This is a genomic window from Streptomyces zagrosensis, assembly GCF_014203645.1.
Classification (GTDB): Bacteria; Actinomycetota; Actinomycetes; order Streptomycetales; family Streptomycetaceae; genus Streptomyces; species Streptomyces zagrosensis.
In genome coordinates this window covers 811,688-834,925 of the sequence record NZ_JACHJL010000001.1, presented here as the reverse complement: position 1 = coordinate 834,925, position 23,238 = coordinate 811,688, and the positions used below count along the sequence as shown (strand labels likewise).

The 23,238-nt window shown below is 68.8% G+C and carries 22 protein-coding genes; 9 read left to right on the top strand and 13 right to left on the bottom strand.

Features of this window, described 5'->3' with window-relative positions; genetic code table 11:
• Nucleotides 1–160: 160 nt before the first annotated feature.
• Together FHS42_RS03525 and FHS42_RS03520 are read left to right on the top strand one after the other, a co-directional pair.
• Nucleotides 161–535 carry a DUF3099 domain-containing protein gene (locus FHS42_RS03525; protein ID WP_184568960.1) on the top strand — a complete coding sequence of 125 codons (375 nt, stop codon included), beginning with the start codon at nucleotides 161–163 and terminating at the stop codon, nucleotides 533–535.
• 238 nt (nucleotides 536–773) lie between these two features.
• Complete coding sequence (locus FHS42_RS03520; protein ID WP_184569089.1) at nucleotides 774–962, top strand: hypothetical protein; 189 nt, start codon at nucleotides 774–776, stop codon at nucleotides 960–962.
• Here FHS42_RS03520 and moaA read toward each other — a convergent pair whose 3' ends face one another.
• The 3 genes from moaA to FHS42_RS36545 all read right to left on the bottom strand — a co-directional run bounded on the left by moaA (nucleotide 963) and on the right by FHS42_RS36545 (nucleotide 4,302).
• Nucleotides 963–1,952 carry a GTP 3',8-cyclase MoaA gene (moaA, locus tag FHS42_RS03515; protein ID WP_184568959.1) on the bottom strand — a complete coding sequence of 330 codons (990 nt, stop codon included), beginning with the start codon at nucleotides 1,950–1,952 and terminating at the stop codon, nucleotides 963–965.
• Nucleotides 1,953–2,335: 383 nt separating this feature from the next.
• On the bottom strand, nucleotides 2,336–3,958 hold the full coding sequence (locus FHS42_RS03510) for a monocarboxylic acid transporter (RefSeq protein WP_184568958.1): 1,623 nt from the start codon (nucleotides 3,956–3,958) through the stop codon (nucleotides 2,336–2,338).
• Nucleotides 3,955–4,302: a DUF485 domain-containing protein gene (locus tag FHS42_RS36545; protein WP_184568957.1), complete on the bottom strand. Its 348-nt coding sequence runs from the start codon at nucleotides 4,300–4,302 to the stop codon at nucleotides 3,955–3,957. The genes FHS42_RS03510 and FHS42_RS36545 overlap by 4 nt, the downstream gene beginning before the upstream one ends.
• A gap of 526 nt (nucleotides 4,303–4,828) precedes the next feature.
• Here FHS42_RS36545 and FHS42_RS03500 point away from each other — a divergent pair.
• Nucleotides 4,829–6,394, top strand: a complete 1,566-nt coding sequence (locus FHS42_RS03500) for a S8 family peptidase (protein ID WP_184568956.1) — start codon at nucleotides 4,829–4,831, stop codon at nucleotides 6,392–6,394.
• A gap of 114 nt (nucleotides 6,395–6,508) precedes the next feature.
• On the opposite strand, the gene FHS42_RS03495 is transcribed toward FHS42_RS03500, so the two are convergent.
• Entirely contained in the window at nucleotides 6,509–7,330 is an 822-nt protein-coding gene (locus FHS42_RS03495; protein WP_184568955.1) for a lysoplasmalogenase, read from the bottom strand.
• Nucleotides 7,327–8,370 carry a sterol desaturase family protein gene (locus FHS42_RS03490; RefSeq protein WP_184568954.1) on the bottom strand — a complete coding sequence of 348 codons (1,044 nt, stop codon included), beginning with the start codon at nucleotides 8,368–8,370 and terminating at the stop codon, nucleotides 7,327–7,329. Before FHS42_RS03490 ends, FHS42_RS03495 begins: the two co-directional genes overlap by 4 nt.
• A 362-nt stretch (nucleotides 8,371–8,732) precedes the next feature.
• On the opposite strand from FHS42_RS03490, the gene FHS42_RS03485 reads away from it, so the two are divergent.
• From FHS42_RS03485 to FHS42_RS03465, 5 genes are all read left to right on the top strand, one after another.
• The gene (locus FHS42_RS03485; RefSeq protein WP_184568953.1) at nucleotides 8,733–9,740 is read left to right on the top strand and encodes a DEDDh family exonuclease; all 1,008 of its coding nucleotides are present in this window, start codon (nucleotides 8,733–8,735) and stop codon (nucleotides 9,738–9,740) included.
• Between the two features lie 190 nt (nucleotides 9,741–9,930).
• Nucleotides 9,931–10,836: an SURF1 family cytochrome oxidase biogenesis protein gene (locus FHS42_RS03480; protein WP_184568952.1), complete on the top strand. Its 906-nt coding sequence runs from the start codon at nucleotides 9,931–9,933 to the stop codon at nucleotides 10,834–10,836.
• Between the two features lie 84 nt (nucleotides 10,837–10,920).
• Nucleotides 10,921–12,831: a glycoside hydrolase family 15 protein gene (locus tag FHS42_RS03475; protein ID WP_246494120.1), complete on the top strand. Its 1,911-nt coding sequence runs from the start codon at nucleotides 10,921–10,923 to the stop codon at nucleotides 12,829–12,831.
• Between the two features lie 4 nt (nucleotides 12,832–12,835).
• Nucleotides 12,836–13,591 carry an SDR family oxidoreductase gene (locus FHS42_RS03470; protein WP_184568951.1) on the top strand — a complete coding sequence of 252 codons (756 nt, stop codon included), beginning with the start codon at nucleotides 12,836–12,838 and terminating at the stop codon, nucleotides 13,589–13,591.
• 104 nt (nucleotides 13,592–13,695) lie between these two features.
• Nucleotides 13,696–15,255 (top strand): phosphatidylinositol-specific phospholipase C domain-containing protein, encoded by a 1,560-nt coding sequence (locus FHS42_RS03465; RefSeq protein WP_184568950.1) that lies wholly within the window; start codon nucleotides 13,696–13,698, stop codon nucleotides 15,253–15,255.
• A gap of 185 nt (nucleotides 15,256–15,440) precedes the next feature.
• Here FHS42_RS03465 and amaP read toward each other — a convergent pair whose 3' ends face one another.
• The 5 genes from amaP to FHS42_RS03440 form a co-directional block, all read right to left on the bottom strand.
• Entirely contained in the window at nucleotides 15,441–16,070 is a 630-nt protein-coding gene (gene amaP / locus FHS42_RS03460) for an alkaline shock response membrane anchor protein AmaP (protein ID WP_184568949.1), read from the bottom strand.
• Nucleotides 16,071–16,078: 8 nt separating this feature from the next.
• Nucleotides 16,079–16,843 carry a DUF6286 domain-containing protein gene (locus FHS42_RS03455; RefSeq protein ID WP_376772523.1) on the bottom strand — a complete coding sequence of 255 codons (765 nt, stop codon included), beginning with the start codon at nucleotides 16,841–16,843 and terminating at the stop codon, nucleotides 16,079–16,081.
• A 227-nt stretch (nucleotides 16,844–17,070) separates the two neighbouring features.
• Nucleotides 17,071–17,442, bottom strand: coding sequence for an Asp23/Gls24 family envelope stress response protein (locus FHS42_RS03450; RefSeq protein ID WP_184568947.1), 372 nt, complete (start codon nucleotides 17,440–17,442; stop codon nucleotides 17,071–17,073).
• 6 nt (nucleotides 17,443–17,448) lie between these two features.
• Entirely contained in the window at nucleotides 17,449–17,640 is a 192-nt protein-coding gene (locus tag FHS42_RS03445) for a hypothetical protein (RefSeq protein WP_184568946.1), read from the bottom strand.
• Between the two features lie 107 nt (nucleotides 17,641–17,747).
• Nucleotides 17,748–18,209 carry an Asp23/Gls24 family envelope stress response protein gene (locus FHS42_RS03440; protein WP_184568945.1) on the bottom strand — a complete coding sequence of 154 codons (462 nt, stop codon included), beginning with the start codon at nucleotides 18,207–18,209 and terminating at the stop codon, nucleotides 17,748–17,750.
• Nucleotides 18,210–18,419: 210 nt separating this feature from the next.
• Here FHS42_RS03440 and FHS42_RS03435 point away from each other — a divergent pair, with 210 nt between their 5' ends.
• Complete coding sequence (locus FHS42_RS03435) at nucleotides 18,420–19,415, top strand: nucleopolyhedrovirus P10 family protein (RefSeq protein ID WP_184568944.1); 996 nt, start codon at nucleotides 18,420–18,422, stop codon at nucleotides 19,413–19,415.
• A gap of 74 nt (nucleotides 19,416–19,489) precedes the next feature.
• Here FHS42_RS03435 and FHS42_RS03430 read toward each other — a convergent pair whose 3' ends face one another.
• The 3 genes from FHS42_RS03430 to FHS42_RS03420 form a co-directional block, all read right to left on the bottom strand.
• A complete protein-coding gene (locus FHS42_RS03430; RefSeq protein ID WP_184569087.1) occupies nucleotides 19,490–20,269 on the bottom strand; it encodes an enoyl-CoA hydratase/isomerase family protein in 780 nt (259 codons plus the stop codon).
• 147 nt (nucleotides 20,270–20,416) lie between these two features.
• Complete coding sequence (locus FHS42_RS03425; protein WP_184568943.1) at nucleotides 20,417–20,638, bottom strand: helix-turn-helix domain-containing protein; 222 nt, start codon at nucleotides 20,636–20,638, stop codon at nucleotides 20,417–20,419.
• Nucleotides 20,639–21,002: 364 nt separating this feature from the next.
• Complete coding sequence (locus FHS42_RS03420) at nucleotides 21,003–22,601, bottom strand: ABC-F family ATP-binding cassette domain-containing protein (RefSeq protein ID WP_184568942.1); 1,599 nt, start codon at nucleotides 22,599–22,601, stop codon at nucleotides 21,003–21,005.
• Nucleotides 22,602–23,238: the final 637 nt, after the last annotated feature.

Below are 23,238 nucleotides of genomic sequence, written 5' to 3'. Positions count from 1 at the left end.
TCGGCTACGCCGCATTTCGGAGCGCGCCATACGCGGCACGGCGCCGCGTGGTCGAGCTCATCGCGCGCGCCCCGGTCTCGTAGCGGCATCAGCCTCGGCGTACCGTGGACGGTGTCCGGAACCGGGTACGTTCGACCCGTCAGTCAGGTGGTGGAGCCAGATGCGGAAGCAGAGCGAGCCCGAGGTTTTCCGGATTACCGGAGCCAGGCAGGGGTTGGCGGACGATGTGCGGGGCAGACAGCGGCGCTATATGATTTCGATGAGTGTTCGAACGGTGTCGGTCGTGCTGGCGGCTGTACTGTGGAACGTTGAGCGCCATGTCGCCATCGTCGCCCTGGTGTTGGGGATTTTGTTGCCGTATGTCTCGGTAGTGATCGCCAACGCAGGCCGGGAGAACGCCCCGCGGCTGCCTTCGACATTCGTTCCCGCGCCCACTCGGCCCGCGCTCGCGGCCCCGACTGAGCCGTCAGCACCGGAATCCGGACGCGAAGAGCCCACCTCCGCTACCGGCGACGCACGAGAGCACCACGGCTGACCTGCGGTGACGTAGCTACCTCAAGAAAACCTCAGATCAATCATGCGGTTCCGCTGCACCGCGATGGGTCCCCCGTGACATACTTCGTAGGCGCTCCGCATCCCCCGTCGGAGCGACGGACCGACGCCGGGCGGCTCCCCCCGTGGCTGCCCGGCGTCGCCATGTCTAGACCAATATCGCGAGGCAAACACCGTCGCGTAGGGTCGGACGTGTGAACTCGCCCGATACATCCGATGCCATGTGCTCTGCCAAGGGTTGCCGCGAGGCCGCGGTGTGGGTGCTCGCTTGGAACAATCCGAAGCTGCACACCCCCGAGCGCCGCAAGACCTGGCTGGCGTGTGCGGAGCACCGCGAGTATCTCTCCAACTTCCTTGGTATGCGCGGCTTTTTGAAGGACGTCGTGCCGCTGGCCGAATGGGCCGAATGATCAGCCACCGATCGCTGACATCGGCCGCTGCGGCTGGAGGAAGGACGGGTCGTCCAGCCCTGACCCTGCCTTCTTGCCCCACATGGCGCGTTGCCACAGCTCGGCGACCTCCGCGTCCGACGCATCGGAGCGCAGCACGGCTCGTAGGTCCGTCTCCTCGCGCGCGAACAGACAGGTGCGCACCTGACCGTCGGCGGTGAGCCGGGTGCGGTCACAGGCCCGGCAAAACGGCCGGGTGACGGAGGCGATGACGCCGACGCTGGCCGGGCCGCCGTCCACCAGCCAGCGTTCGGCCGGGGCCGAGCCGCGGGCGTCGTCGCTCTCGGGGGTGAGCGCGAAGCGCGTGTGCAGGCTGGTCAGGATGTCTCCGGCGGTGATCATTCCGTCGCGCTTCCAGCCGTGCTGGGCATCGAGTGGCATCTGCTCGATGAAGCGCAGTTCGTAGTCGTGTGTGATGGCCCAGGCGAGCAAGTCGGGGGCCTCGTCGTCGTTCAGACCTGGCATCAGGACCGCGTTGACCTTGACCGGGGTGAGCCCGACGGCGCGGGCCGCGGACAACCCGTCGAGCACGTCCTGGTGTCGCTTACGCCGTGTCATGGCCTGGAAGACGTCGGGGCGCAGGGTGTCCAGGGATACGTTGACCCGATCGAGCCCGGCGGCGCGTAGCGCGGCGGCGGTGCGGCCGAGGCCGATGCCGTTGGTGGTCAGCGAGAGCTGCGGGCGTGGGGTGAGGGCGGCGCAGCGTTCGACGATGGAGACCAGGCCGGGGCGTAGCAGTGGCTCGCCGCCGGTGAAACGGACCTCGGTGATGCCGAGGTCGCGTACGGCTATGGTGACCAGCCGCACGATCTCGTCATCGGTGAGCAGGTCGGGCTTGGCCAGCCAGCTCAGGCCCTCTTCTGGCATGCAGTAGGTGCACCGCAGGTTGCAGCGGTCGGTGAGGGACACTCGCAGATCGGTCGCGACCCGACCATAGGTATCGAGCAACATGGCGGCGACCCTTCCCACGAAATGCGCGTCTTGACGTTAACTGCGGGTCCCCCATGACCCAAGGTCCCCACGCCAAGTGTCCCGCAGCGTACGCGATGCCCCCGAAATGCAACAGAAAGTTGAAATGCTGCCACTGCCCCACTGCCGGCCGAGCTCGGCGGGGCCCCACCGGGTGCTGGTGGAGGCTCGAACCGGCGAGGGCTCGCGAGGCACGCGGGGCCCGCGCCCACGCCGGCGCGGACGCGGGCTCCGGCCCGAGACGGGCTCCGACGCGGGCTCCGACGCGGGCTCCGACGCGGGCTCCGACGGCTCGGCCCCGTTGCGGGGCGCCCCCGTTGCGGGGCGCCCCGTCATGGCCCGGTCCGGCCCCGCGCCGGGCGGGGTCAGTGTGCTCCGTACCCCGTGAGCGACCTCACCTCAAGTTCCGCGTACTTCTCCTTGTTCACCGGCTCCTTGGAGACCAGCGAGCCGATCCAGCCCAGCAGGAAACCGAGCGGGATGGAGACCAGACCCGGGTTCTCCAGCGGGAACCACTGAAAGTCCACGTCCGGGAACATCGAGCTCTCCTTGCCGGAGACCACCGGGGAGAAGAGCACGAGGAACACCGAGGAGACCAGGCCGCCGTAAATGGACCACAGCGCCCCCTGCGTGGTGAACCGCTTCCAAAACAGGCTGTACAGGATCGTCGGCAGGTTGGCGGAAGCGGCGACGGCGAAGGCGAGGGCCACCAGGCCAGCGACGTTCAGGTCGCGGGCGAAGACGCCCAGGGCCACCGCCACGATGCCGATGCCGACCGTCGCCCAACGGGCCGCCGAAAGCTCCTCCTTCTGGGTCGCCTGGCCCTTGCGGATGACGTTGGCGTACAGGTCGTGGGCAAAGGAGGACGAGGAGGCGAGGGTGAGCCCGGCGACGACGGCGAGGATGGTCGCGAACGCCACGGCCGAGATCACCGCGAGCAAGATTGCCCCGCCGGTCGAGTCGGGCCCACCCCCGATGTTTTGCGCGAGCAGTGGCGCCGCCGTATTGCCGGCCTTGTTGGACTTGATGATGTCGGTGCGTTCCAACAGTGCGGCGGCGCCGAAACCGAGCGCGATGGTCATGAGGTAGAAGCCGCCGATGATGCCGATCGCCCAGTTCACCGAGCGGCGCGCGGCCTGCGAGGTGGGGACGGTGTAGAAGCGGATCAGGATGTGGGGTAGGCCGGCCGTGCCGAGGACGAGCGCGATGCCGAGCGAGATGAAGTCGAGCTTGGTCGTGGCGTCTATCCCGTACTTGAGCCCTGGCTCAAGGAAGGCGCCGCCCGCGCCGCTGTTTTCGGCGGCCTCGCCGAGCAGCGCGGAGATGTTGAAGTCGTACTTCAGCAGCACCAGGAACGTGATCAGCAGGGTTCCGGCGATCAGCAGGACCGCCTTGATCATCTGCACCCAGGTGGTGCCCTTCATGCCGCCGATGGAGACGTAGAGGATCATCACCACGCCGACCAGTACCACGATGAGAATCTTGCCGACCTCGCTGGTGATGCCAAGCAGCAGCGAGACCAGCACGCCGGCGCCCGCCATCTGGGCCAGCAGATAGAAGATCGACACCACGATGGTGGAGACGCCGGCCGCGGTACGCACCGGGCGCTGCCGCATGCGGTACGCCAGCACGTCCCCCATGGTGAACCTGCCGGAGTTACGCAGCGGCTCGGCCACCAGGAGCAACGCCACCAGCCAGGCGACGAGGAAGCCGATGGAGTAGAGGAAGCCGTCGTAGCCGAAGAGGGCGATGGCGCCCGCGATGCCGAGGAAGGACGCGGCGGACATGTAGTCGCCGGAGATGGCGAGTCCGTTTTGGAAACCGGAGAACTGCCGTCCACCCGCGTAGAAGTCGTTGGCGTCCTTGGTCTGTTTGCCTGCCCATACCGTGACGCCGAGGGTGACCAGGACGAACGTCCCGAACAGCGAGATGATCAGCGGCCGGTGTTCGCTGACCCCCTCGGCCGCGAGTTGCAGCGTATCCGTCACGACTTACCCTCCAGGCGGGCCTTGATGGCGCTCGCCCGCGGGTCGAGCTTGGCGTTCGCGTGGCGGGCGTACCACCAGGCGATGGCGAAGGTGGACAAGAACTGCAACAGGCCGAAGACGAGGGCCACGTTGATGTTGCCAACAACCTGCTGGCCCATGAAGTCGCCCGCGTAGTTGGACAGCAGCACGTACAGCAGATACCAGCTGACGAACGCGATGGTCAGCGGGAAGGCGAACGAGCGGTGGGCGTGGCGCAGCTCGGCGAACTCCTCGCTCGACTGCTCCTTGATGAAGTCAGGCTGTCCGGCGTTGTGCGCGGGGTCTTGGGGCGGTGCGGGGTCCACGGTCTCTCCTGACGGTGGCGACTGGCTGGGGACGGAACTCGAAGACGAGTCTCGAAGACGAGTCTCGGAGACGAAGTCTCGGAAAAGAATCTTGGGAAAGGACCGGGCGCGGGTCCGCGGCGGATGGGGGCGGGGTGCACACGAGTTGAGGCAGCGGTCGGGGCAGTGATCTCGGGGCAGTGGCGGTCTCGGGGACAGTGGTGGGGAGTGTGGGCGGGGCTCGATGCTGCATGGATGGGACGGGGTCGCGCGCCGGGGGCGCGGTGGGGACGGGGCGGCGACGGAGTGTGGAGTGATCCGAGTCACGCATGGTAGGCCCAGGTAACGCCGTCGAACAGAGGACAGCGGTCGAAAGCGAAAAGATCCTTTCCGACACTGCCGCCCCACCCGTCACCCGGCCAGTCCTGGCGGGTTTTTGTACGTTATCCATTGAAGACAGGCCTTGATCAGCGCTAGCTTCACTCGTCATATACCGGCCCGAGCGCACCCTGCGCACGGGTGGTCCTACGGATGATGCGGAGAACCCATGGTTCAACTGAAGTCCAGACGTCGGCGCGCCCTGTTCGCGGTGCCTGCGGGACTCGCACTCACCGCGTCTCTCGGCTTTCTGCCCGGCGCGGCCTCGGCCACCACGCAGGACGCGCCGTCCTCCGCCACCACTACGGCGGCCAACGGCCCCACACTGTCGTACGTGGTGAACACGACCCCGGACAAGGCCACCGTCAACAAGGTCAAGAAGGAGATAGCCAAGGCCGGGGGCAAGGTCGTCACCGCTCACCAGCGGATTGGCGTCATCGTCGCCCATTCGGCCGCATCGGACTTCGCGCAGAAGATACGCAGCGTGGGGGGCGTACAGTCAGCGGGTGCCACCCGCACCGCGCCCCTGAAGGCCGCCGCCACCACCGAGGTCGGCAAGCCGCAGAAGATCAAGACCCCGCGCGTCACGGCGCAGAGCGAGGCAAAGGCCCTGGCCAGCGCCAAGGAGCCGCTGGAACCCCTACAGTGGGACCTTCCCGCCATCAAGGCGGACAAGGCAGCCAAGATCAACCCGGGCAGCAAGAACGTCACTGTCGCAGTGATCGACACCGGCGTGGATGACACCCACCCCGACCTCGCCCCGAACTTCGACCGCAAGGCGTCTGCCAACTGTGTGGGCGGCGTGCCGGACACCTCGAAGGGCGCCTGGCGCCCGTACAACGCGGACGAGGACTACCACGGCACCCACGTGGCCGGCTCGATCGCCGCCGCGCGCAACGGTGTCGGCGTCGCGGGTGTGGCCCCCGGCGTCAAGCTCTCCGCCATCAAGGTCAGCGAGCCCGAGACGAGCCTGTTCTACGCGGAAAGCGTGGTCTGCGCCTTCGTCTTCGCGGCCGACCATGACGTCGAGGTCACCAACAACAGCTACTACGTAGACCCGTGGATGTTCAACTGCAAGGACGACGCCGATCAAAAGGCCATCCTTGACGCGGTCGGCCGAGCCGCCAAGTACGCGCAGGACAAGGGCGCCATCAACATCGCCTCCGCCGGGAACTCAAACTTCGACCTCGGCGCGAAGTCGATCAAGGATGCTTCAAGCCCGAACGACACCAAGCCGACTGAGCGCACCATCGACCCGGCGAACTGCCTGGACGCGCCGACCCAGTTGCCCGGCGTCGTCACGGTGTCCGCAACCGGCGTCAAGTCGCTGAAGTCGTACTACTCCAACTACGGCCTCAACCCGTCAGCGGCTTCCGGTCAGATCGACGTCGCCGGCCCCGGCGGCGACCGCTACCAGGTGCCTGAGCTGCCCGCCAAGGACGGCCGCATCCTGTCCACCATGCCGGGCGGCGACTACGCCTACCTGCAAGGCACCTCGATGGCGGGCCCGCATGTCGCGGGCGTCGCGGCGCTGGTACGCAGCACGCACCCCAAGTCCAGCCCGCAGGAGGTGCAGTGGCTGCTGAAGCAGCAGGCCGACAACCCGGGGTGCCCGACCGCCCCGTACGACCCGGACAGTGACGGTGACGTTGACGCCACCTGCACCGGCACGAAGCATGTGAACAGCTTCTACGGGTACGGCATCGTGGACGCACTGGACGCGGTGAAGAAGTAACCAAGTGGTACGCGTGAGGCGCGAGTGACGCGCCCAGGCGTGGGGCCGGGCCGCCGTTGATTCGGCGGCCCGGCCCTTTCTTGTGGGCGCTCATGAGATGAGCCGGCGCACGCGTTAGCGCCCCCGATCGACAGGCCCGACGTGACGATCGCGATCCGTCACACCCCGGCCGTCAACGACCACCTCGCATCCTCGGGCCGTCTCGTCCGTCCCCGGCAACGCGCCCCATAACGTCCCCGCGCCCGACGCGTTGCCCAACAGCCCACGTGCCAATAGCACCTGGGCCCCCAGATACGTCAGCATGATCCAGAACTGGGGCACCGGGAGTTCGGGCCAGTCCGCGAGGCCGGCGGCGATCAACGTGTCGGACAGGAGGAACAACGCACCGCCCACACCGGCCACCACGCCAACGCGTAGTGCCCCGAGCGCCATCGCCGTGAGAAGCAGGCTGTACACCGCGACCGGCACCCGTAGGTCGGACTCCAGGTCGGGCCACAGGGCAGCGACCGTGACCAGCCAGGCGGTCGCATAGCCGATGACGATAAGCGTGACCGTGCGGCGTGGTGCCGTGACCGGGCCGCGTCGGGCGAACAGCACCAGATAGCAGCCGTGGCCCGCCGCGAAGGAGCCCATGCCGGCGAGGAATATCAGGTCCCCGCCGAGCTGAAGCAGCGTGTCACCGCCGCAGCCGAAGAACAGCGCCACCACGAGAAGCCGCGGCCCTCCTCGCAGCACTACACAACCGGCGAGCACCGGCATCAGCGCGGGCTTGGTGGCGTACTCCACCGGCTCGACGCCCGCGAGCAGCGAGAGGAGGTGGACGGCGGCGAGCAGCACGAAGGCGAGCAGCACGAAGGCGAGCAGCACGACCCGGGCGAGCCGCTCATCGTCCCCGCGGATGGCGCGGCGCTCCCCGCTCGTGATGTCGCGGCTCATGCGAAGCGCTTGGCGCGCTGAACCGGCACCGACTCACCGGCGGGCTCGTGTTCGGTTGCGCACGCCTCGCCGGAAACGGCCGCGGAGGCGAGCACGGACTCGGCGGCGGCAGGGGGCACGGGGGTGGCAGGGGGCACGGGGGTGGGGGCGGCAGGGAGCGCGAGGTCAGTTCCTGCGGCTGCAACCGCCGGCGCGTGCGCCGTTCGTAGGCGTTGTGGCTGCCAGCCGGGGCCGCGGAAGAGGCGGCCAGCGCGTTCGCTCCAGTTCTCGGCGGCGGCCAGATCACGGGCGATGGCGGCGTACTCGTGGGTGGCCACTCGGAATGGATGGTAGGTGTGAATGTTCTTGGTGAGGCCATAGACGGGGCGCTCCGTCTCGGCCACGAAGGAACCGAACACACGGTCCCAGACGATGAGGATGCCGCCGAAGTTGCGGTCGAGGTAGCCGCCCTGGGACGCGTGGTGAACCCGGTGGTGAGAGGCCGTGTTGAAGACGTACTCAATCGGCTTGGGCAAGGTGCCGACACGCTCGGTGTGCACCCAGAACTGGTAAACCAGATTGACGCCGGACAGGAAGGCGACCGCCGCCGGGTGCACGCCGCACAGCACCAGCGGAACGTAGAACGGCCAGACCGTCAGCGAGGTCCACGGCTGCCGCAGCGCCGTGGTGAGGTTGAACTTCTCGCTGGAGTGATGGACGACATGGCACGCCCACAGGACGCGGACGACGTGATGTCCGCGGTGCGACCAGTAGTAGAAGAAGTCCTGCGCCAGGAGCATCAGCGGCAGTGTCCACCACAGCACGGGCACGCGAAGCGGAGTTACTTCATAGAGGCTGGCGTAAATCGCGACAATCGGTATCTTCCATAGGAAATCAAAGAGGACACTGCCGACTCCCATCGTCACGCTGGTCGCGGCGTCCTTCACGTCGTAGCCCGCCGCGTCCTCGTCGGGACGCAGCCGATAGCTCACGATCTCGACAACGGTGAGCAGGACGAACGCCGGTATGGACCAGAGCACGGCATCGGGTAGGTGCGGCATAACCGCAAGATAGGGGCCTGCCGAGACGATGAATAGACGTTGTTACTGATGAGTTTCGAAACTCAGTAAGTACGCGGCCCCTGCGCGTCACCCAGCAGGATCGACCGACCACGTCGGGGGCAGCCGCTTGTCCCTTGCCGCGCCCGTCCCGGCCAAATAAAAATCGGATGTGTGCCCTTCAACCTCACTTCCGCGGCGAAGCGTTGACTATCCGATATCTCAACTGTCCAAGCCTGCACAGGAGTTGTGCGGTGCAACGTGGCGCGTATACGTGCCCACCGGCGCGGGCGCCGGTGCTCGCGGGCTCGCCCGGGATGCCCGCCGCAACCGGGTGTCAGCCGTGGCCCGTATCCTCATGGACCATGCTTGAAGACCGACCGGCAGCCGCACCGCGGATTCCTCCGCAGTCCGCTCCGCCGTCCCCGTGGCCGACCGCCTACCCCGAGGGGTATGCGGTCGTTGACGTGGAAACCACCGGGCTCGCCCGCGATGACCGCATAGTGTCGGCCGCCGTCTACCAACTTGACGCGCATGGCGAGGTACAGGACCACTGGTACACGCTGGTCAATCCGCAGCGCGACCCGGGCCCGGTCTGGATTCACGGCCTCACCAGCAGCGAACTGGCACATGCCCCGCTCTTCCCGGCCATCGCCGACGAGTTCGCGCGGCGCCTGGACGGCCGAGTGCTCGTGGCGCACAATGCCGTCTTCGACTGGTCGATGATCGCCCGGGAGTACGCACGCGCGCAGGGCGCCGCCCCGGTCCGGCAGCGGCTGTGCACCATCGCCCTCTCCAAGGAGCTGGGGCTGCCGCTGCCCAACCACAAGCTGGAGTCACTGGCCGCGCACTATGGCGTCATCCAGCGGCGGGCCCACCATGCGCTGGACGATGCGCGGGTGCTCGCCGAGACCTTTCGGCCCAGCCTGCATCTCGCGGCGGCGTCCGGCGTACGGTTGCCGCTCCTCGCCTGCCAGCCGCTCACCGAGTGGTCAGACGCGCCCACGGCTGGCGACCGACTTCCGGGCCAGCGCGCTGGCTACCGCCCGACGAGTTGGCGCCCCAGCCGAAAGCGTCCCGCGTGCCCGTATCCCAACCCCGGACGCTACGTACCGGGTGGACGGCTGTCACAGGGGATGCGCGTGGCATTTTCCGGCGACACCTCGGTCGATCGGGAACTGTTGGAGGATCGGGCCGTCGATGCCGGGTTGCACGTGGCGACCAGCGTCTCGCGGCTCACGAGCGTGCTGGTCACCAATGACCCCGACTCCCCCACGTCCAAGGTGATCAAGGCCCGCTCGTTCGGCACGCCGGTGATCGATGAGGCGGCGTTCATGCAACTGCTCCAGTCCGTGGAAGCGGCATCGGGCTGAACGGCATCGGGCTGAGCTGCATCGGGCTGAGCTGCATGGGGCTAACCGCTCGGTTCACGGCCCGTCGCACTGCTCACAGCCCGGCAGTCCCGCTCAGCACACCCTGGGCACACCACATTGGCCGCGCCCAACACGGTCGGAGAACGGCCCCGGGCGCTTCCATCCCGCGACCGAGTTGTACGGTCGTGGGGTGTACCGCTTCCTGTTGTCCCGGCAGTGGGTGATTCTCACCCTGGTGGGGCTCGTCCTCATCCCCGTGATGATCGAGCTGGGCTTCTGGCAGCTCCACCGCCACGAGCAGCGAGTCGCGCACAACCAGCAGGTGTCCAAGAGCCTGAACGCTCCTGCGGTCCCGGTGGGCGAACTGACCGGGGTCGGCCGCGACGTGGCGAAGAAGGACACCTCCCGCAAGGTGACGGCCGCCGGCAGGTACGACGCCCGGCATGAGGTGGTGGTGCGCCAGCGCACCGGTGCCGACGAGCAGTCCATCGGCTACTTCGTCGTCACCCCGCTACTCCTGGCTGACGGCAAGGCCGTGTTGATCAACCGAGGCTGGATTCCGGCACCGGGCAATCTGACCCGCTTCCCCAAGGTCCCCGCCCCGCCCTCGGGCGAGGTCGCCGTCTCCGGCCGGCTCAGGGCGGACGAGAGCACCGGCAGCAGCGGCATCAAGGACAAGAAGGGTCTGCCGCAGCGCCAGGTCATGCTCATCAGCAGCGAGCGCCAAGCCGCGTCAGTCGGCCGGCCCATGCTCAACGGCTATATCGAGCTGACCGGGTCCACCCCCAGGGGCACTAACCAGCCGGAGCCGGTCCCCACCCCCGACACCAGTGGCATCGGCTCGCACATGGCGTACGCGGTCCAGTGGTGGCTGTTCACCGCCGCCGTACCGATCGGCTGGGTGGTGCTCTTCCGCAGGGAGCTGCGCGATCAGGCGGCAGCAGCGGCGAAGGCCGCGAAGGCTGCGAGGAAAGCCGAGGAAGCGGCGGCAGCTGCCAGCCCCAGCGGCGACGAGCCATCAGCCGACGCGGACCTGTCCCCCTCAACGACGGGCAGCGGGGCGCACTCCACACTCCGGCCGGTTTCGCCGAAGTAGCCACGGCCGACCACCGGTGCAACGTGTAGCCCAGACGGCCGCCGCTGCTGCGTAGGGCCCCGTTCAGCGGGAACACGCCCGGGCATGGCCCAACGCATCGAAGATTACGCCATGATCGGCGACCTCCAGACGGCCGCGCTGGTCGGCCGGGACGGATCGATCGACTGGCTCTGCCTGCCCCGTTATGACTCGGGCGCCTGTTTCGCGGCGCTCCTCGGCGACCGTGACAACGGCCACTGGACCATCGCCCCCGCCCCCGTGGACGGCGAGCACGGTGCCAGGGCCCGAGACGGGCGCGCGGACGCGCATGACGACGGCGAGCACGGTGGGTCAGCGCGAGGGCGGGGGGAGCCCCGTGGCGGCGACGGCGCGGGTGAGGGCGAGCGCGCCCGCTGTACGCGCCGTTCCTATCTGCCCGACACCCTGATTTTGGAGACCATTTGGGAGACCACGACCGGTTCCGTCCGGGTGCTGGACTTCATGCCCCAGCGCGACCGCGCCCCGGATGTGGTCCGCATCGTCGAGGGCATGTCCGGACGGGTCGAAATGCACAGCGTGCTGCGGCTGCGCTTCGACTACGGCCATGTCGTCCCGTGGATGCGACGGTGCGACGGCCACCGGGTCGCCGTCGCGGGCCCCGACTCGGTCTGGTTGCGCAGCGAGCCCGAGGTGCCCACCTACGGCCAGGACTTCAGCACCCGCTCCGAGTTCAGCGTTGCGGCCGGTGAGCGGGTGGCGTTCGTCCTGACGTGGCACCCCTCACACGAGCAGCGGCCGGAGCTCATCGACCCGTACGAGGCCCTGGAGCACAGCCGCGAGGACTGGTGCGCCTGGACGTCACAGTGCACCTACGAGGGTCCATACCGCGAGGCCGTCGTACGGTCGCTGATCACCCTCAAGGGACTGACTTACGCACCGACCGGCGGCATCGTGGCCGCGCCGACCACCTCGTTGCCGGAGGAAATCGGCGGCGTACGCAACTGGGACTACCGCTACTGCTGGCTGCGCGACTCCACCCTGGCGCTGGGCGCGCTGGTCCGCACCGGGTTCACCGAGGAGGCCGCCGCCTGGCGAGACTGGCTGCTGCGCGCGGTCGCGGGCGACCCCGCCGACCTACAGATCATGTACGGGATCTCCGGCGAGCGCCGACTGGCCGAGACGGAGCTCGGCTGGCTGCCGGGTTACGAGGACTCGACGCCGGTACGTATCGGCAACGACGCCGTCAACCAGCTCCAGCTCGATATCTACGGTGAGGTGATCGACTCCCTCGCCCTCGCCAGGAGCTTTGGCCTCCAGGCCACGGCGACGGCCTGGAGCTTGCAATGCGAGCTTCTCGACTTCCTTGAGTCGCGGTGGCGCGACCCGGACGAGGGGCTGTGGGAGGTCCGCGGGCCGCGCCGACACTTCGTGCACTCCAAGGTGATGGCCTGGGTCGCGGCTGACCGCGCGGTGCGCACCCTCGAAAAGCACCCCACGTTGCACGGCGACCCGGCGCGCTGGCGGGCGATGCGCGATGAGGTGCACCGCGAGGTGTGCACGAAGGGCTTTGACGCCGAGCGCGGCACCTTCACCCAGTCCTACGGCTCCACCGAATTGGACGCGGCCACCCTGCTCATCCCGCGGGTCGGGTTCTTGCCACCGAACGACCCGCGCGTCGTCGGCACCGTGGATGCGGTGCAAAGGGAACTGAGCGAGAACGGACTCCTGCGCCGCTACAGCACGGACGGCACCTCGATCGACGGGCTGACCGGCACGGAGGCGCCGTTCTTGGTCTGCTCGTTCTGGCTCGCGGACGCGCTGCACCTCATCGGCCGCACCAAGGACGCCACCGCCCTTTTCGAGCGCCTGCTCTCGCTCCGTAACGACGTCGGTCTACTCGCCGAGGAGTACGACGTCCAGCACGGCCGCCAGCTGGGGAACTTCCCGCAGGCATTCAGCCACATCGGCCTGGTGGGGACGGCCCTCGCATTGTCCGGGCTGATCACGGCAGACTAAGGCCATGGATCTTGGACTCAAAGACCGGGTATACGTCGTCACGGGTGCCACCCGCGGCCTGGGCAACGCCACCGCGCGCGAACTCGTCGGCGACGGGGCGAAGGTCGTCATCAGCGGCCGGGACGAGGAGAAGGTCACCGCCGCGGCCCAGGCGCTGGGCTCCGGCGCGTTCGGCGTGGCCGCGGACAACGCCGATCCGGCAGCTGCCGGGCGGCTGATCGACACCGCCCGCGAGCGTTTCGGCCGCTTCGACGGCATTCTCATCAGCGTCGGCGGCCCGCCAGCGGGTTCGGCAGCCGAGAACACCGACGCGCAGTGGCTCACGGCCTTTGAGTCGGTGTTCCTCGGCGCGGTGAGGCTGGCTCGTACGGCGGCCGAATCGCTCACCTCCGGTGGGGTGATCGGCCTCGTCCTGTCCGGGTCCGTGCGGGAGCCGATCCCGAACCTGACCATCTCCAACGGGCTGCGCCCGGGACTGGCCGGCTTCGCCAAGTCACTGGCCGCCGAGGTCGGCCCGCGCGGCATCCGCGTCGTGGGATTGCTGCCCGCGCGCATCGACACCGACCGGGTACGGGAGCTCGACGGGCTCTCGGGCGACACGGACGCGGCACGCGAGCGGCACAGCGCCACCATTCCGCTGCGCCGCTACGGCACCCCCCAGGAGTTCGGCCGCACTGCCGCGTTCCTGCTCTCGCCGGCCGCTTCGTATCTGACCGGCGTGATGCTGCCGGTGGATGGCGGTGCGCTGCCCGGGTTGTGAGCTGGTTTCGCGGCGGGCCGGACGTAAGCGGGACGTAAGCAAAACGTGAGCGGTGCGGGACAGGCTGGATTTCGCACCGCCGCCCGTACTCGGTCAGGAGTTCCATGACCCGCACCATCGCCCGCGCCGACGGCGTCCGACCGCCCCGGCGCTCCCGCCGGTTGGCCGTTCTGGTCTCGGCCGCCTGCCTCGCCCTGAGCGCCACGCTGCTCAGCCCCGCCACCGCCGGGGCGGCCGGTTCGACCAACGAGGACGCCTTCAAGAACCTCGGTCAGGCGGACCGCGCCGAGTGGATGTGGGGCATCGCGAGCGACACCAAGCTCTCGAACATGTCCATCCCCGGCACCCATGACACGCTCGCGATCCACGGCGGGTCCTGGGTGCAGACGCAGGAGGACTGGGGGGACAGCGCGGACACCCTGACGGCCCAGTTGGACCGCGGCATCCGGGCCATCGACATCCGGGCCCGCGTCTCCGGGAACGCCTCCTTCACGATCCACCACGGCGCGTACTATCAGAACGCCAATTTCGACGACGTCCTGAGCAAGGCGCAGTCGTTCCTCCGCGCGCACCCGACCGAGTCGATCATTATGCGCCTGAAGGCCGAATGCCCGTACACGGGCGTCGACGCCCCTGAGTGCGCGAATGACCCCAAGTCGGTGACCCCGGAAAAGGTCCGGGCGATCTTCGGCGACTACGTGCGGAAGTACCCCGGCCTCTTCTACACCGCCTCGGTGTCCGGTGCCGGCCGGGCGAGCGTGCCCACGCTCGGGCAGGTCCGCGGCAAGGTGGTCCTGGGCAGCTTCGACAGTGCCGAAACCGACGACTACGGGCTCAAGGGCTTCAACGACAGGCAGGAAGACAACTGGGCGCCAGGGAGCATCGGGGAGAAGTGGGGTGACGTCAAGGACAACGTCGACAAGGCGATCGCCGGCTCCCCCAATGATCTGTACGTGACATATTCGTCCGGGTCCAAATTTCCCAATCTTTTCCCGTCCCTGCTGGCCGGTGGATGGTGGGAGAACCGGAACGGTGTGAACACCCAGGTCCCCGGAGTCAACTACCACCTGATGAAGCACCTCAACACCAGTGCGGGCCGCGTCGGCATCATCATGACGGACTTCCCGGGCTGGGGCCTGGTGAACGCGATCATCGACCACAACGGCGACAACGAGGTCAAGGGCGGCCAGCGATCGATCTGGCTGGTCAACCCCGACAAGACGTACAACAACAGCCAGTACCAGGACCGGTGCATGGTCCGCGGACCGGAGTTCGACAGCTCCAAGAACGGCGGCCTGGTCACCCAGCGCGCGTGCCAGTCGAGCCCGCCCAGTAGCCACCAGTGGGTGGCTACGAAGCCGGACACGTTCGACGGCAAGGGCCACTTCTGGATCAAGGCGAGCAACGGCAAGTGCCTGACCATGCCCTACAACGACGGTGTCACGCCCAAGGCCGGCACCCAGCTCTTCTGGTGGCCGTGCGAGACCCGCTGGTTCTCGGGCAGTCAGATGTGGGAGGTCATGCCGACCAAGCTCGCCACCGCGAACGGGTCCCGGCCGGCCTACTGGTTCAGGAACAACTGGACGAACCTGTGCCTGTCGATGGACCCGGCCACCGCCTCCAAGTCGGGCGGCAAGGTCACCCAGGACGTCTGCCCCCGGTAGCACCGCGCCCCTGTCGAGCATGCCTCAGGCCGTCCCCCTTCCAGGGGGGGGCGGCCTGTTCGCTCACCGAAAGCCGCTACGGAAGTGGCGATCGCCCCCGTGCCTGGTACGCCCAGTCGCTCCCGCACCCGCCCCCGGCCCCGCACCCGGCCCGCGTGCCCGGCCAGGCACCGGGCATCGCCGCGTCAGCTCACCCGTTCCGCCCGATGCCGTACCGCGCGCAGCCTGACCTCGGCGGGCAACTGCTCAAGTCCGGCCGATGCGCGGGCGTGCTCCAGGGCCTCGGCGCGCAAGGTGGCCAGCGTCTGCGCTGGTTGGGCATGCGCGGCCAGGGCGAGCCTGACCCGGGCCTCGGGGGCGGTGCGGCGACCGCGCAGTGTGACGTGGGCGCGTTCGACCCCTTCCATCGCCTCGGCCTCAGCACTCAGGACGCCCTCAAGGGCTCGGCCGCGCAGCAGCGCGCCCTCCCCCTCGCCGCTGTCCACCAGCACCTCGCTCAGCCGCCGGCGCCGCAGCTGGGCAAGCAGCCACCACAGGGCGAGTAGCACGGTCAGCGCGAGTGCGGCGATGACCACCGGCCACCACCAGTTCTCGTCCCGCCAGCGCCGCCGGTCGCCGTGGGTCAGCAGTACGTCGTCGGGCCCGTCGAAGGGCCAGCTGCCGGGCAAGCTGAAACTCCAGCGGCGTTGCAGATCGAGCCCGCCGATCAAAACGGCTGCCCCCAGGGCGAGCAAGAGCACTCCGGCCAGTGCCATGAGCACCCGGTTGACGACCCGCGTCTTGGCCCGTCCCACCCGAACCGGCTTCGCCGACATCTTCCGCCTCATCTCTTCGTCGGCCGTCGAACCTGTACCCGCAGGCCCGGCCGGCGGGCCAGGCCGAGTTGCCGAATGCCGTCGTCGAGCGCGGCGTCCAGGTCCGTGCGCACCTCGTCCAGTTCCCTGAAGTGCGCCAGCGCGCGCACCTTGACCCGGCGTCGTCCGGCATGGACGCGTACGGCCCGCACGCCGGGTACTTCCATGGCCCGGTCCCGTAGCACCAGCGCCACTGCCGAGCGGTCGAGCCCGGCGCGTACCCGCGTGTCGGGGCGCATCGGCAGTACCCCGCGCCGTCCCGGAGTAAGCGCCAAAATGATCAGCCACAGGCCGAGCGCCATGGCGATCGACGCCCCGGTCACGATCCACACGTCATCCAGCGACCGGGTGGCCAACTCGTCGCTGAGCCGTCGCCGCCAGCGCATCGCGGGCCGGTCGGCCCGCACTGCCGACACGTCGTACAGCAGTAGTCCGGTCGCGCCGAGTACGACGAGCGCGAGCAGCGCAGCGGGCACGCGGCGGGTGGACCAAAAGCGTCGAGCGCGTTCGTGGGCGCCGGGGGCGGGCGTGTACTTGGCTGACGAGGTGGTCTGGTCCGACGTGGTGCCGCCGCCGTCTGACTCCGCCGCGTCGGAAGCGGCGGCCTCGAACGCGCCACCGCCCAGGGAGCCTTCGGCGGTGGACGAGGCGAGCCCTTGGGAGGAGCGGCTGCCGCCGGCGGGCGCCTTCTCCAACACCGGCAGTCGCCGTGTCGTCTTTGCACTGGACGCCAGTACGCCGTCCGGAGCTGATCCGGCGTCCGATGAGGGGGCGCCTCCGGTTCTGGATGCGCCGGCTGGGCCGGCCGTACGCGCCTCGCGCGCATCGCTGGACGGGGCGCCGTCACCCGAGGCGGGGCCAGAGCCCGTTGCGGAACCGGATGCTCCGCGGGTGTCCGATGCGCCGTCTGGCTCGCGCCGGCCGTCGCCTGCACCCTCGTCGGCAGTGGGTTCCTCGTCGCTCACTGCACCCTCCCCTGGCCTGCGCCCTCCAACGCCGGTACGTGCAGCCGCTCGACCGTGACCGCCACCTCCCGCACGTCCATCCCCGCCAACGCCCCTACCCGCCCGGTCACCTGACGACGCACGGCGCCACACTGGGCACCGATGTCGCAGGGATAGCCAAGTTCCACCGCGACCCGCACCCGGGCCTCGCCGCGCAGCCCGTCGCGGCCTGGTCGGTCGCGTACCGCGACGGCGGCGTGTGGCGGCTTGCCGGGGGCTCTTTGCGTACTTTGGGCGCCGCGCACCGCCTCCCGTGCCGCCTGCGAAGCGATCTTCGCGATGACACGGTCGGCGATCCGAGTCGAGCCCCGTTCACCAGATCGCACCACGCGGCCTCACCGCCGTCGGCCGTCGCGCTCACGAGGGCGGAAGAAGTCGCCCAACTCCAGTTCCCCATCGAGGAATTTGCCGGCCACGAACCCAATCAGTCCTAGCGCCGCCACCAACAGAAAGGCCCCGAACCCGCCGAAGTATCCGGCAAATCCCAGCGCCATCCCGGCGGCCAGGCCGACAACGGCCATGCTCATCGTGAACTCCTTTTGTGTTCACTACATCCACTGCGTCCGCTCCACCTCACCGGGTTCCATCGGGTCTCACCGGCTCTCACCGGGTCTCCCGATCCGATTCGACCCGACTACTGGAGCCGCGACTCAGACTCGTCCTCTTCCTCGTCAGGCAGCTTTACGTCGCTGACCACGATATTGACTTCGACCACCTCAAGGCTGGTCATCCGCTCGACCGCGGAAATGACATCTTCCCGCACACTGCGTGTGACATCGCCGATGGATACGCCGTAATCCACCACGATTTCCAGGTCGAGCGCCGTCTGCACCTCGCCGACCTCGGCCTTGACGCCGCGCGTCACGGACCGGCCGCCGCCCGGAACCCGGTCCCGCACCGCGCCGAAGGTGCGCGCGAAGCCGCTGCCCATGGCGTGCACGCCCGGCACATCTCGCGCGGCCATGCCCGCGATCTTCTCCACGACGCCGTCAGCGATCGTCGTCTTGCCCCGGGACGCCGGAGCGCCGCCCCCTTTGGGGCTCGACGCTCCAGGAGCGGCGTTCCCCGTCTGCTGCTTTTGTGTCGTGTCCGTCATCGCCCATCGTCCCTTTCCATGCGGAGCGGAGGGAGCGGCCTGACCGTTCCTTATGCCACCGTAAGCACGTCTGAAGCGAACCGCTCTTGGAGCGTGGCAGTCGTGGGAACGCCTGCCTGACTGGTGGGTCGGGGCCAGCTCGCGCCATCGGGTACGGCAGGCTGAGCGGCGGACGGCGAAGCGTGCGTACGGCAGGAAGGGTGGCGGGCCGTGGTGGCGGACCGGTTGGCGCAGGCGGTACGGCAGCAGCTGGGGCTCGGCAGGCTACTGCCACTTGGCGAGGCGCGGGACGGCGCCTGGCTGACCGAGCACGCGGCTACGGAGGTGTTGCGCGCCGCGGCTGCGGCGGTGCCCGGGGTGCGGCTCGCTGCGCTGAGCGTCGATCTCGCCGACCCGGCAGATGTGGCCAAGCCCGCTGTTCCGGCGCCGCCGACCGCGCTGTCGCCCGGTCCGCTGCGACTGGCGGGCGAGTTCCTCGCGGCGGCGGACCAGCCGTTGCCCGCAGCGGCCGATCGGCTCCGCCAGACGCTGTACGACGCCTCGGTCCACCAGCTCGGGCTCGTGGTCAAGACGGTGGATCTACGCGTGACGGGTCTGCTGGACGACGAGGCGCACCCCGCCGGTGAGCCTGCCGGGGCAGCCGGGGGCGCGGCGGGCGGCGCAGGCGCGCGCGAGGCAACTGGCGGCGGCGCCCGCAAGGACACGGAAGCCGCGGATGGACGGTCCGGCCGAGCCGCCGACGAAGGACGAGTGCCGGCTCCGGCTGCTCCGGCGCACCGTGGGCCCAGCGGCGCCGCCGAAGCGGAGGCGCGCGTCGCCGATGCCGTCGCGGCCGTACCGGGCGTCGCTCGGCTCGCGCCGGCGTTGGGCGGTCTGACCCGCCCCGTACGGATCGACGCCCCGGCAGCTGAGAGCGCCTACGCGAACGCCCACGCGGACGCGGGCACGAACACAGACGCCGCCACTGACGTGCGCGACCCACGCCCTGGCCCCCGACCCGCTCCCGGCGCTGCGGGGGCAGCCGCCCCGGCGGCACGCCATGTGCAGGTGCAGGTGGCGGTGTCGGTGGGGCATCGGGCGGTGGAGGTCGCGCGCGCCGTGCGAACGATGGTCGGCGCCGTGCTGACGGCCGAAGCGCCGGGTCAGGTGACGGTAGCCGTGCTGGTCACGGCCGTGGAAGCGCCGGATGGGACGGGATCGGGCTGAGTCCGCGCGCCGCCCGCTAGCGCGCGCTGCGAGCGCGCGCTACCGCCGGCTACCGCAGTCACACCGCAGCGTCGCTATTCGGCCAGACCCGCCAGGTCCTGGAGGCGACGGCCCTGCGCTGCGCGCTCTGCCGCGCGCTGCTCATCGAGGGTGCGGCCCAGCGCACTGCGCAGCAGCGCCTTCGTTTCGATCACCGCGTCGCGGGGGGCGGCCAGCAGCGCGGCGGCAAGGTCTTGGGTCGCCGCATCGAGTTCGGCGGCGGGCACGACAAGGTTGGCGAGACCGGTGCGCTCGGCCTCGTCGGCGTGCACAAAGCGGCCCGTGGCGCAGATCTCCAGCGCCCGGGCGTAACCGACGAGGGAGACCAGTGGCTGGGTGCCCGTGAGATCGGGCACCAGCCCCAGGCTGGTCTCGCGCATCGCAAATTGAGCGTCCTGAGCACAGACGCGCAGGTCACACGCGAGTGCCAGTTGGAAGCCGGCACCGATGGCGTGCCCCTGGACCGCGGCTATGGTGACGATGTCGTTGCGGCGCCACCACGTGAACGCCTCCTGGTATTCGGCGATGGTCGCGTCACGTTCCGCCTCGGGGCCGCGCCCCAAGGCGATGAAGGACGGCTCACCGTCGAAGCCATCGGGCGTGAACGCCTGGCGGTCCAGGCCCGCGGAGAAGGACTTTCCCTCTCCGCGCAACACCACGACGCGCACATCGCCCGGCAATAACTGCCCGACCCTTGCCAGGGCCCGCCAAAGAGCGGGCGTCTGAGCGTTGCGCTTGGCCGGATTGGTCAAGGTCACCGTGGCAATGGCGTCATCGATGGTCAGGCGTACGCCGTCCGTGTCGAGCAGGGTCACAGAAACCTCCGGTCGGTCGCGAGCAGTCACTGCCGTAACTTAACTGCACAGTAACTACTCGGCCGACCGGACCGCCGACCGGGTACCACCATCGACGCACCTCATGCGCCGCGGCGGCATGACGCGATCTCGGACGAAAACTACAGATCAGGTCGAGGCAACTTTTTTCCCTCGCGTCGCTCCACCGCGACCACGCAGCGTTACTCCTGATTCGCTGAGCATGCGATGGACGAAGCCGTAGGAACGGCCCGTCTCCTCGGCCAGCGCGCGGATACTCGCGCCGGAGTCGTACTTTTTCTTGAGGTCTGCCGCGAGCTTTTCGCGCGCGGCGCCGGTTACCCGGCTGCCCTTCTTCAGAGTCTCGGCCACCCGTGCCTCCTCATGGGAAGTGCGCTATGGGACTCTCATGATCACCCCTAGGCGCCTTCCTGGCCACCCATTCGACAAGGTCCGCGTGAGGAGCTTCCGGCCAACAGGCGGCTCTGGCGGCGCCGAAACGTGAGATTCCGGATGCTTGTACGCGTACGCCCATTCGGAGTGCTCGGCGAAGCGGCAGGTCAGAGGCGACGTGAGCGGACCGCCTCGAACGCACCCGGCGCTACGCTCCGTGCGCACGTCCGGGCCATAAAGACGCGCCGAAAGATGAGCCCTTCTCACTCAGATGAAGGATCACGCCTCGGCCGAATGATCCAGAACGCTTGGATCAAGCCGAACCGCGCACACATCGTGAACGTCAGGCGAGCGCCACCAGGTCCGCATAGTCCTGGCCCCACAGGTCTTCCACGCCGTCCGGCAGCAGGATGATCCGCTCCGGCTGGAGCGCGTGCACCGCTCCCTCGTCGTGTGTGACCAAAACGACGGCGCCGCTGAAGGTGCGCAGCGCGCCCAGGATCTCCCCGCGGCTGGCGAGGTCGAGGTTGTTCGTCGGCTCGTCAAGGAGCAGCACATTGGCCGACGACACCACGAGTGTGGCCAGCGCGAGGCGGGTCTTCTCACCGCCGGAGAGCACACGGGCGGGCTTGTCCACGTCGTCGCCTGAGAACAGGAACGACCCGAGCGTCTTACGGATGGCCACCAGGTCCAGATCGGGCGCCGACGAGCGCATGTTCTCCAGGACGGTGCGGTCCGGGTCGAGCGTCTCGTGCTCCTGCGCGTAGTAGCCGAGCTTGAGGCCGTGGCCGGGGGTGACGGCGCCGGTGTCGGGTTTTTCGACGCCCGCGAGCAGCCGCAGCAACGTGGTCTTGCCCGCGCCGTTGAGGCCGAGGATGACGACGCGGGAGCCCCGGTCGATGGCGAGGTCAACGTCGGTGAAGATCTCCAGCGAGCCGTACGACTTGGACAGGCCCTCCGCTGTCAGCGGGGTCTTGCCGCACGGTGCAGGGTCGGGGAAGCGGAGTTTGGCGACCTTGTCGGAGGCCCGCACCTCATCGAGCCCGGCGAGCAGCTTCTCGGCGCGACGTGCCATGTTCTGCGCGGCAACCGTCTTGGTGGCCTTGGCACGCATCTTGTCGGCCTGCGTGTTCAGCGCAGCGGCCTTCTTTTCGGCGTTGGCGCGCTCGCGCTTGCGGCGCTTCTCATCGGCCTCGCGCTGCGCCAGGTACAGCTTCCAGCCCATGTTGTAGATGTCGATGTTGGCCCGGTTGGCGTCCAGGTAGAAGACCTTGTTGACGACCGTCTCCACCAATTGGACATCGTGCGAGATGACGATGAAGCCGCCACGGTAGGTCTTCAGATAGTCCCGCAGCCAGATGATCGAGTCGGCGTCGAGGTGGTTGGTCGGCTCGTCCAGCAGCAGTGTGTCGGAGTCCGAGAAGAGAATGCGTGCCAGTTCGACGCGGCGGCGCTGACCACCGGAAAGGGTGTGCAGGGGTTGGCCGAGCACTCGGTCGGGCAGTCCCAGGCTGGCAGCGATGGTCGCGGCCTCGGCCTCGGCGGCGTAACCGCCCTTGGTGAGGAATTCCGTCTCCAGGCGCTCGTACTTCTTCATCGCCTTTTCTTGGGTGGCGCCCGACCCGTTCGCCATCCGGTCCTCGTTCTCGCGCATGTTGCGCAGTACGGCGTCCAGGCCGCGGGCGGACAGGATGCGGTCCCTGGCGAGTACGTCGAGATCGCCGGTGCGCGGGTCCTGCGGGAGGTAGCCGACGTCTCCGGAGCGGGTGATGCTCCCCGCGGCGGGCGTGCCCTCACCCGCGAGGCACTTGGTGAGCGTGGTCTTGCCAGCGCCGTTACGGCCCACAAGTCCAATGCGGTCACCCTTGGCGATACGGAAAGAGGCGGATTCGATGAGCACTCGGGCGCCTGCGCGCAGCTCAAGGCCAGTGGCGGTGATCACGGGGAAGACTCCAGGGCGGAAACGGACGGCGGAAAGGACAGGCGCGCAATCTCGGCCGCATGCAGCGCACCGGGCGATGGCGGCGGCGGACGACGCACCCCGGGCGAACACCCCGACGGACAGCCGGCGAAGCGCCAACAAAACGCCAACGAACGCCAACGAAACCCTGCCGAGGGGAGAGGGCCGGGCGGAAGCCGTCTAATGCGCAAGGAGAATGGCCATACGGACCACTGTAGCGGTGGCCGGCAAGTGCTTTTCCTCGGGTACGACAGGAACGCGCCGCTCCAGGCGTTGCCGCACCTTGGTGTCAAAATGTGAAGCGAGTCACAGTAAAGGGGCTCGGCGCCGTCAGCACACCGGAAAAGCGATCGACATGGCAGGCACTCCCCTGGGCCACGCGACGATTTACCCGGCCTTGCTCTACCGCGACGCGTAGTCGGGCGCGCGACATTGAGGGCAATGTGTGGAGCTTGAGGACCTACACACCGGGCGCCTAGTACATCCGGTGTGCAGCAGCACACCAGATGCCCGGCACAGGAGGCTGGCCGGCCTCGGCGGAAGCGGCCAGCCTCGGCGGAAGCAGCAGGCCCAGGAGAGAGCGGCCGGCCGCGCTGCGCGAGGCCGGGTGGCTCGGCGG

Bases quoted from the DNA above. Each gene is read 5' to 3' on its own strand.
- FHS42_RS03525 (WP_184568960.1), top strand. From the start codon at position 161: ATGCGGAAGCAGAGCGAGCCCGAGGTTTTCCGGATTACCGGAGCCAGG.
- FHS42_RS03520 (WP_184569089.1), top strand. From the start codon at position 774: ATGTGCTCTGCCAAGGGTTGCCGCGAGGCCGCGGTGTGGGTGCTCGCT.
- moaA (WP_184568959.1), bottom strand. From the start codon at position 1,952: ATGTTGCTCGATACCTATGGTCGGGTCGCGACCGATCTGCGAGTGTCC.
- FHS42_RS03500 (WP_184568956.1), top strand. From the start codon at position 4,829: ATGGTTCAACTGAAGTCCAGACGTCGGCGCGCCCTGTTCGCGGTGCCT.
- FHS42_RS03495 (WP_184568955.1), bottom strand. From the start codon at position 7,330: ATGAGCCGCGACATCACGAGCGGGGAGCGCCGCGCCATCCGCGGGGAC.
- FHS42_RS03490 (WP_184568954.1), bottom strand. From the start codon at position 8,370: ATGCCGCACCTACCCGATGCCGTGCTCTGGTCCATACCGGCGTTCGTC.
- FHS42_RS03485 (WP_184568953.1), top strand. From the start codon at position 8,733: ATGCTTGAAGACCGACCGGCAGCCGCACCGCGGATTCCTCCGCAGTCC.
- FHS42_RS03475 (WP_246494120.1), top strand. From the start codon at position 10,921: ATGGCCCAACGCATCGAAGATTACGCCATGATCGGCGACCTCCAGACG.
- FHS42_RS03470 (WP_184568951.1), top strand. From the start codon at position 12,836: ATGGATCTTGGACTCAAAGACCGGGTATACGTCGTCACGGGTGCCACC.
- FHS42_RS03465 (WP_184568950.1), top strand. From the start codon at position 13,696: ATGACCCGCACCATCGCCCGCGCCGACGGCGTCCGACCGCCCCGGCGC.
- amaP (WP_184568949.1), bottom strand. From the start codon at position 16,070: ATGTCGGCGAAGCCGGTTCGGGTGGGACGGGCCAAGACGCGGGTCGTC.
- FHS42_RS03445 (WP_184568946.1), bottom strand. From the start codon at position 17,640: ATGAGCATGGCCGTTGTCGGCCTGGCCGCCGGGATGGCGCTGGGATTT.
- FHS42_RS03440 (WP_184568945.1), bottom strand. From the start codon at position 18,209: ATGACGGACACGACACAAAAGCAGCAGACGGGGAACGCCGCTCCTGGA.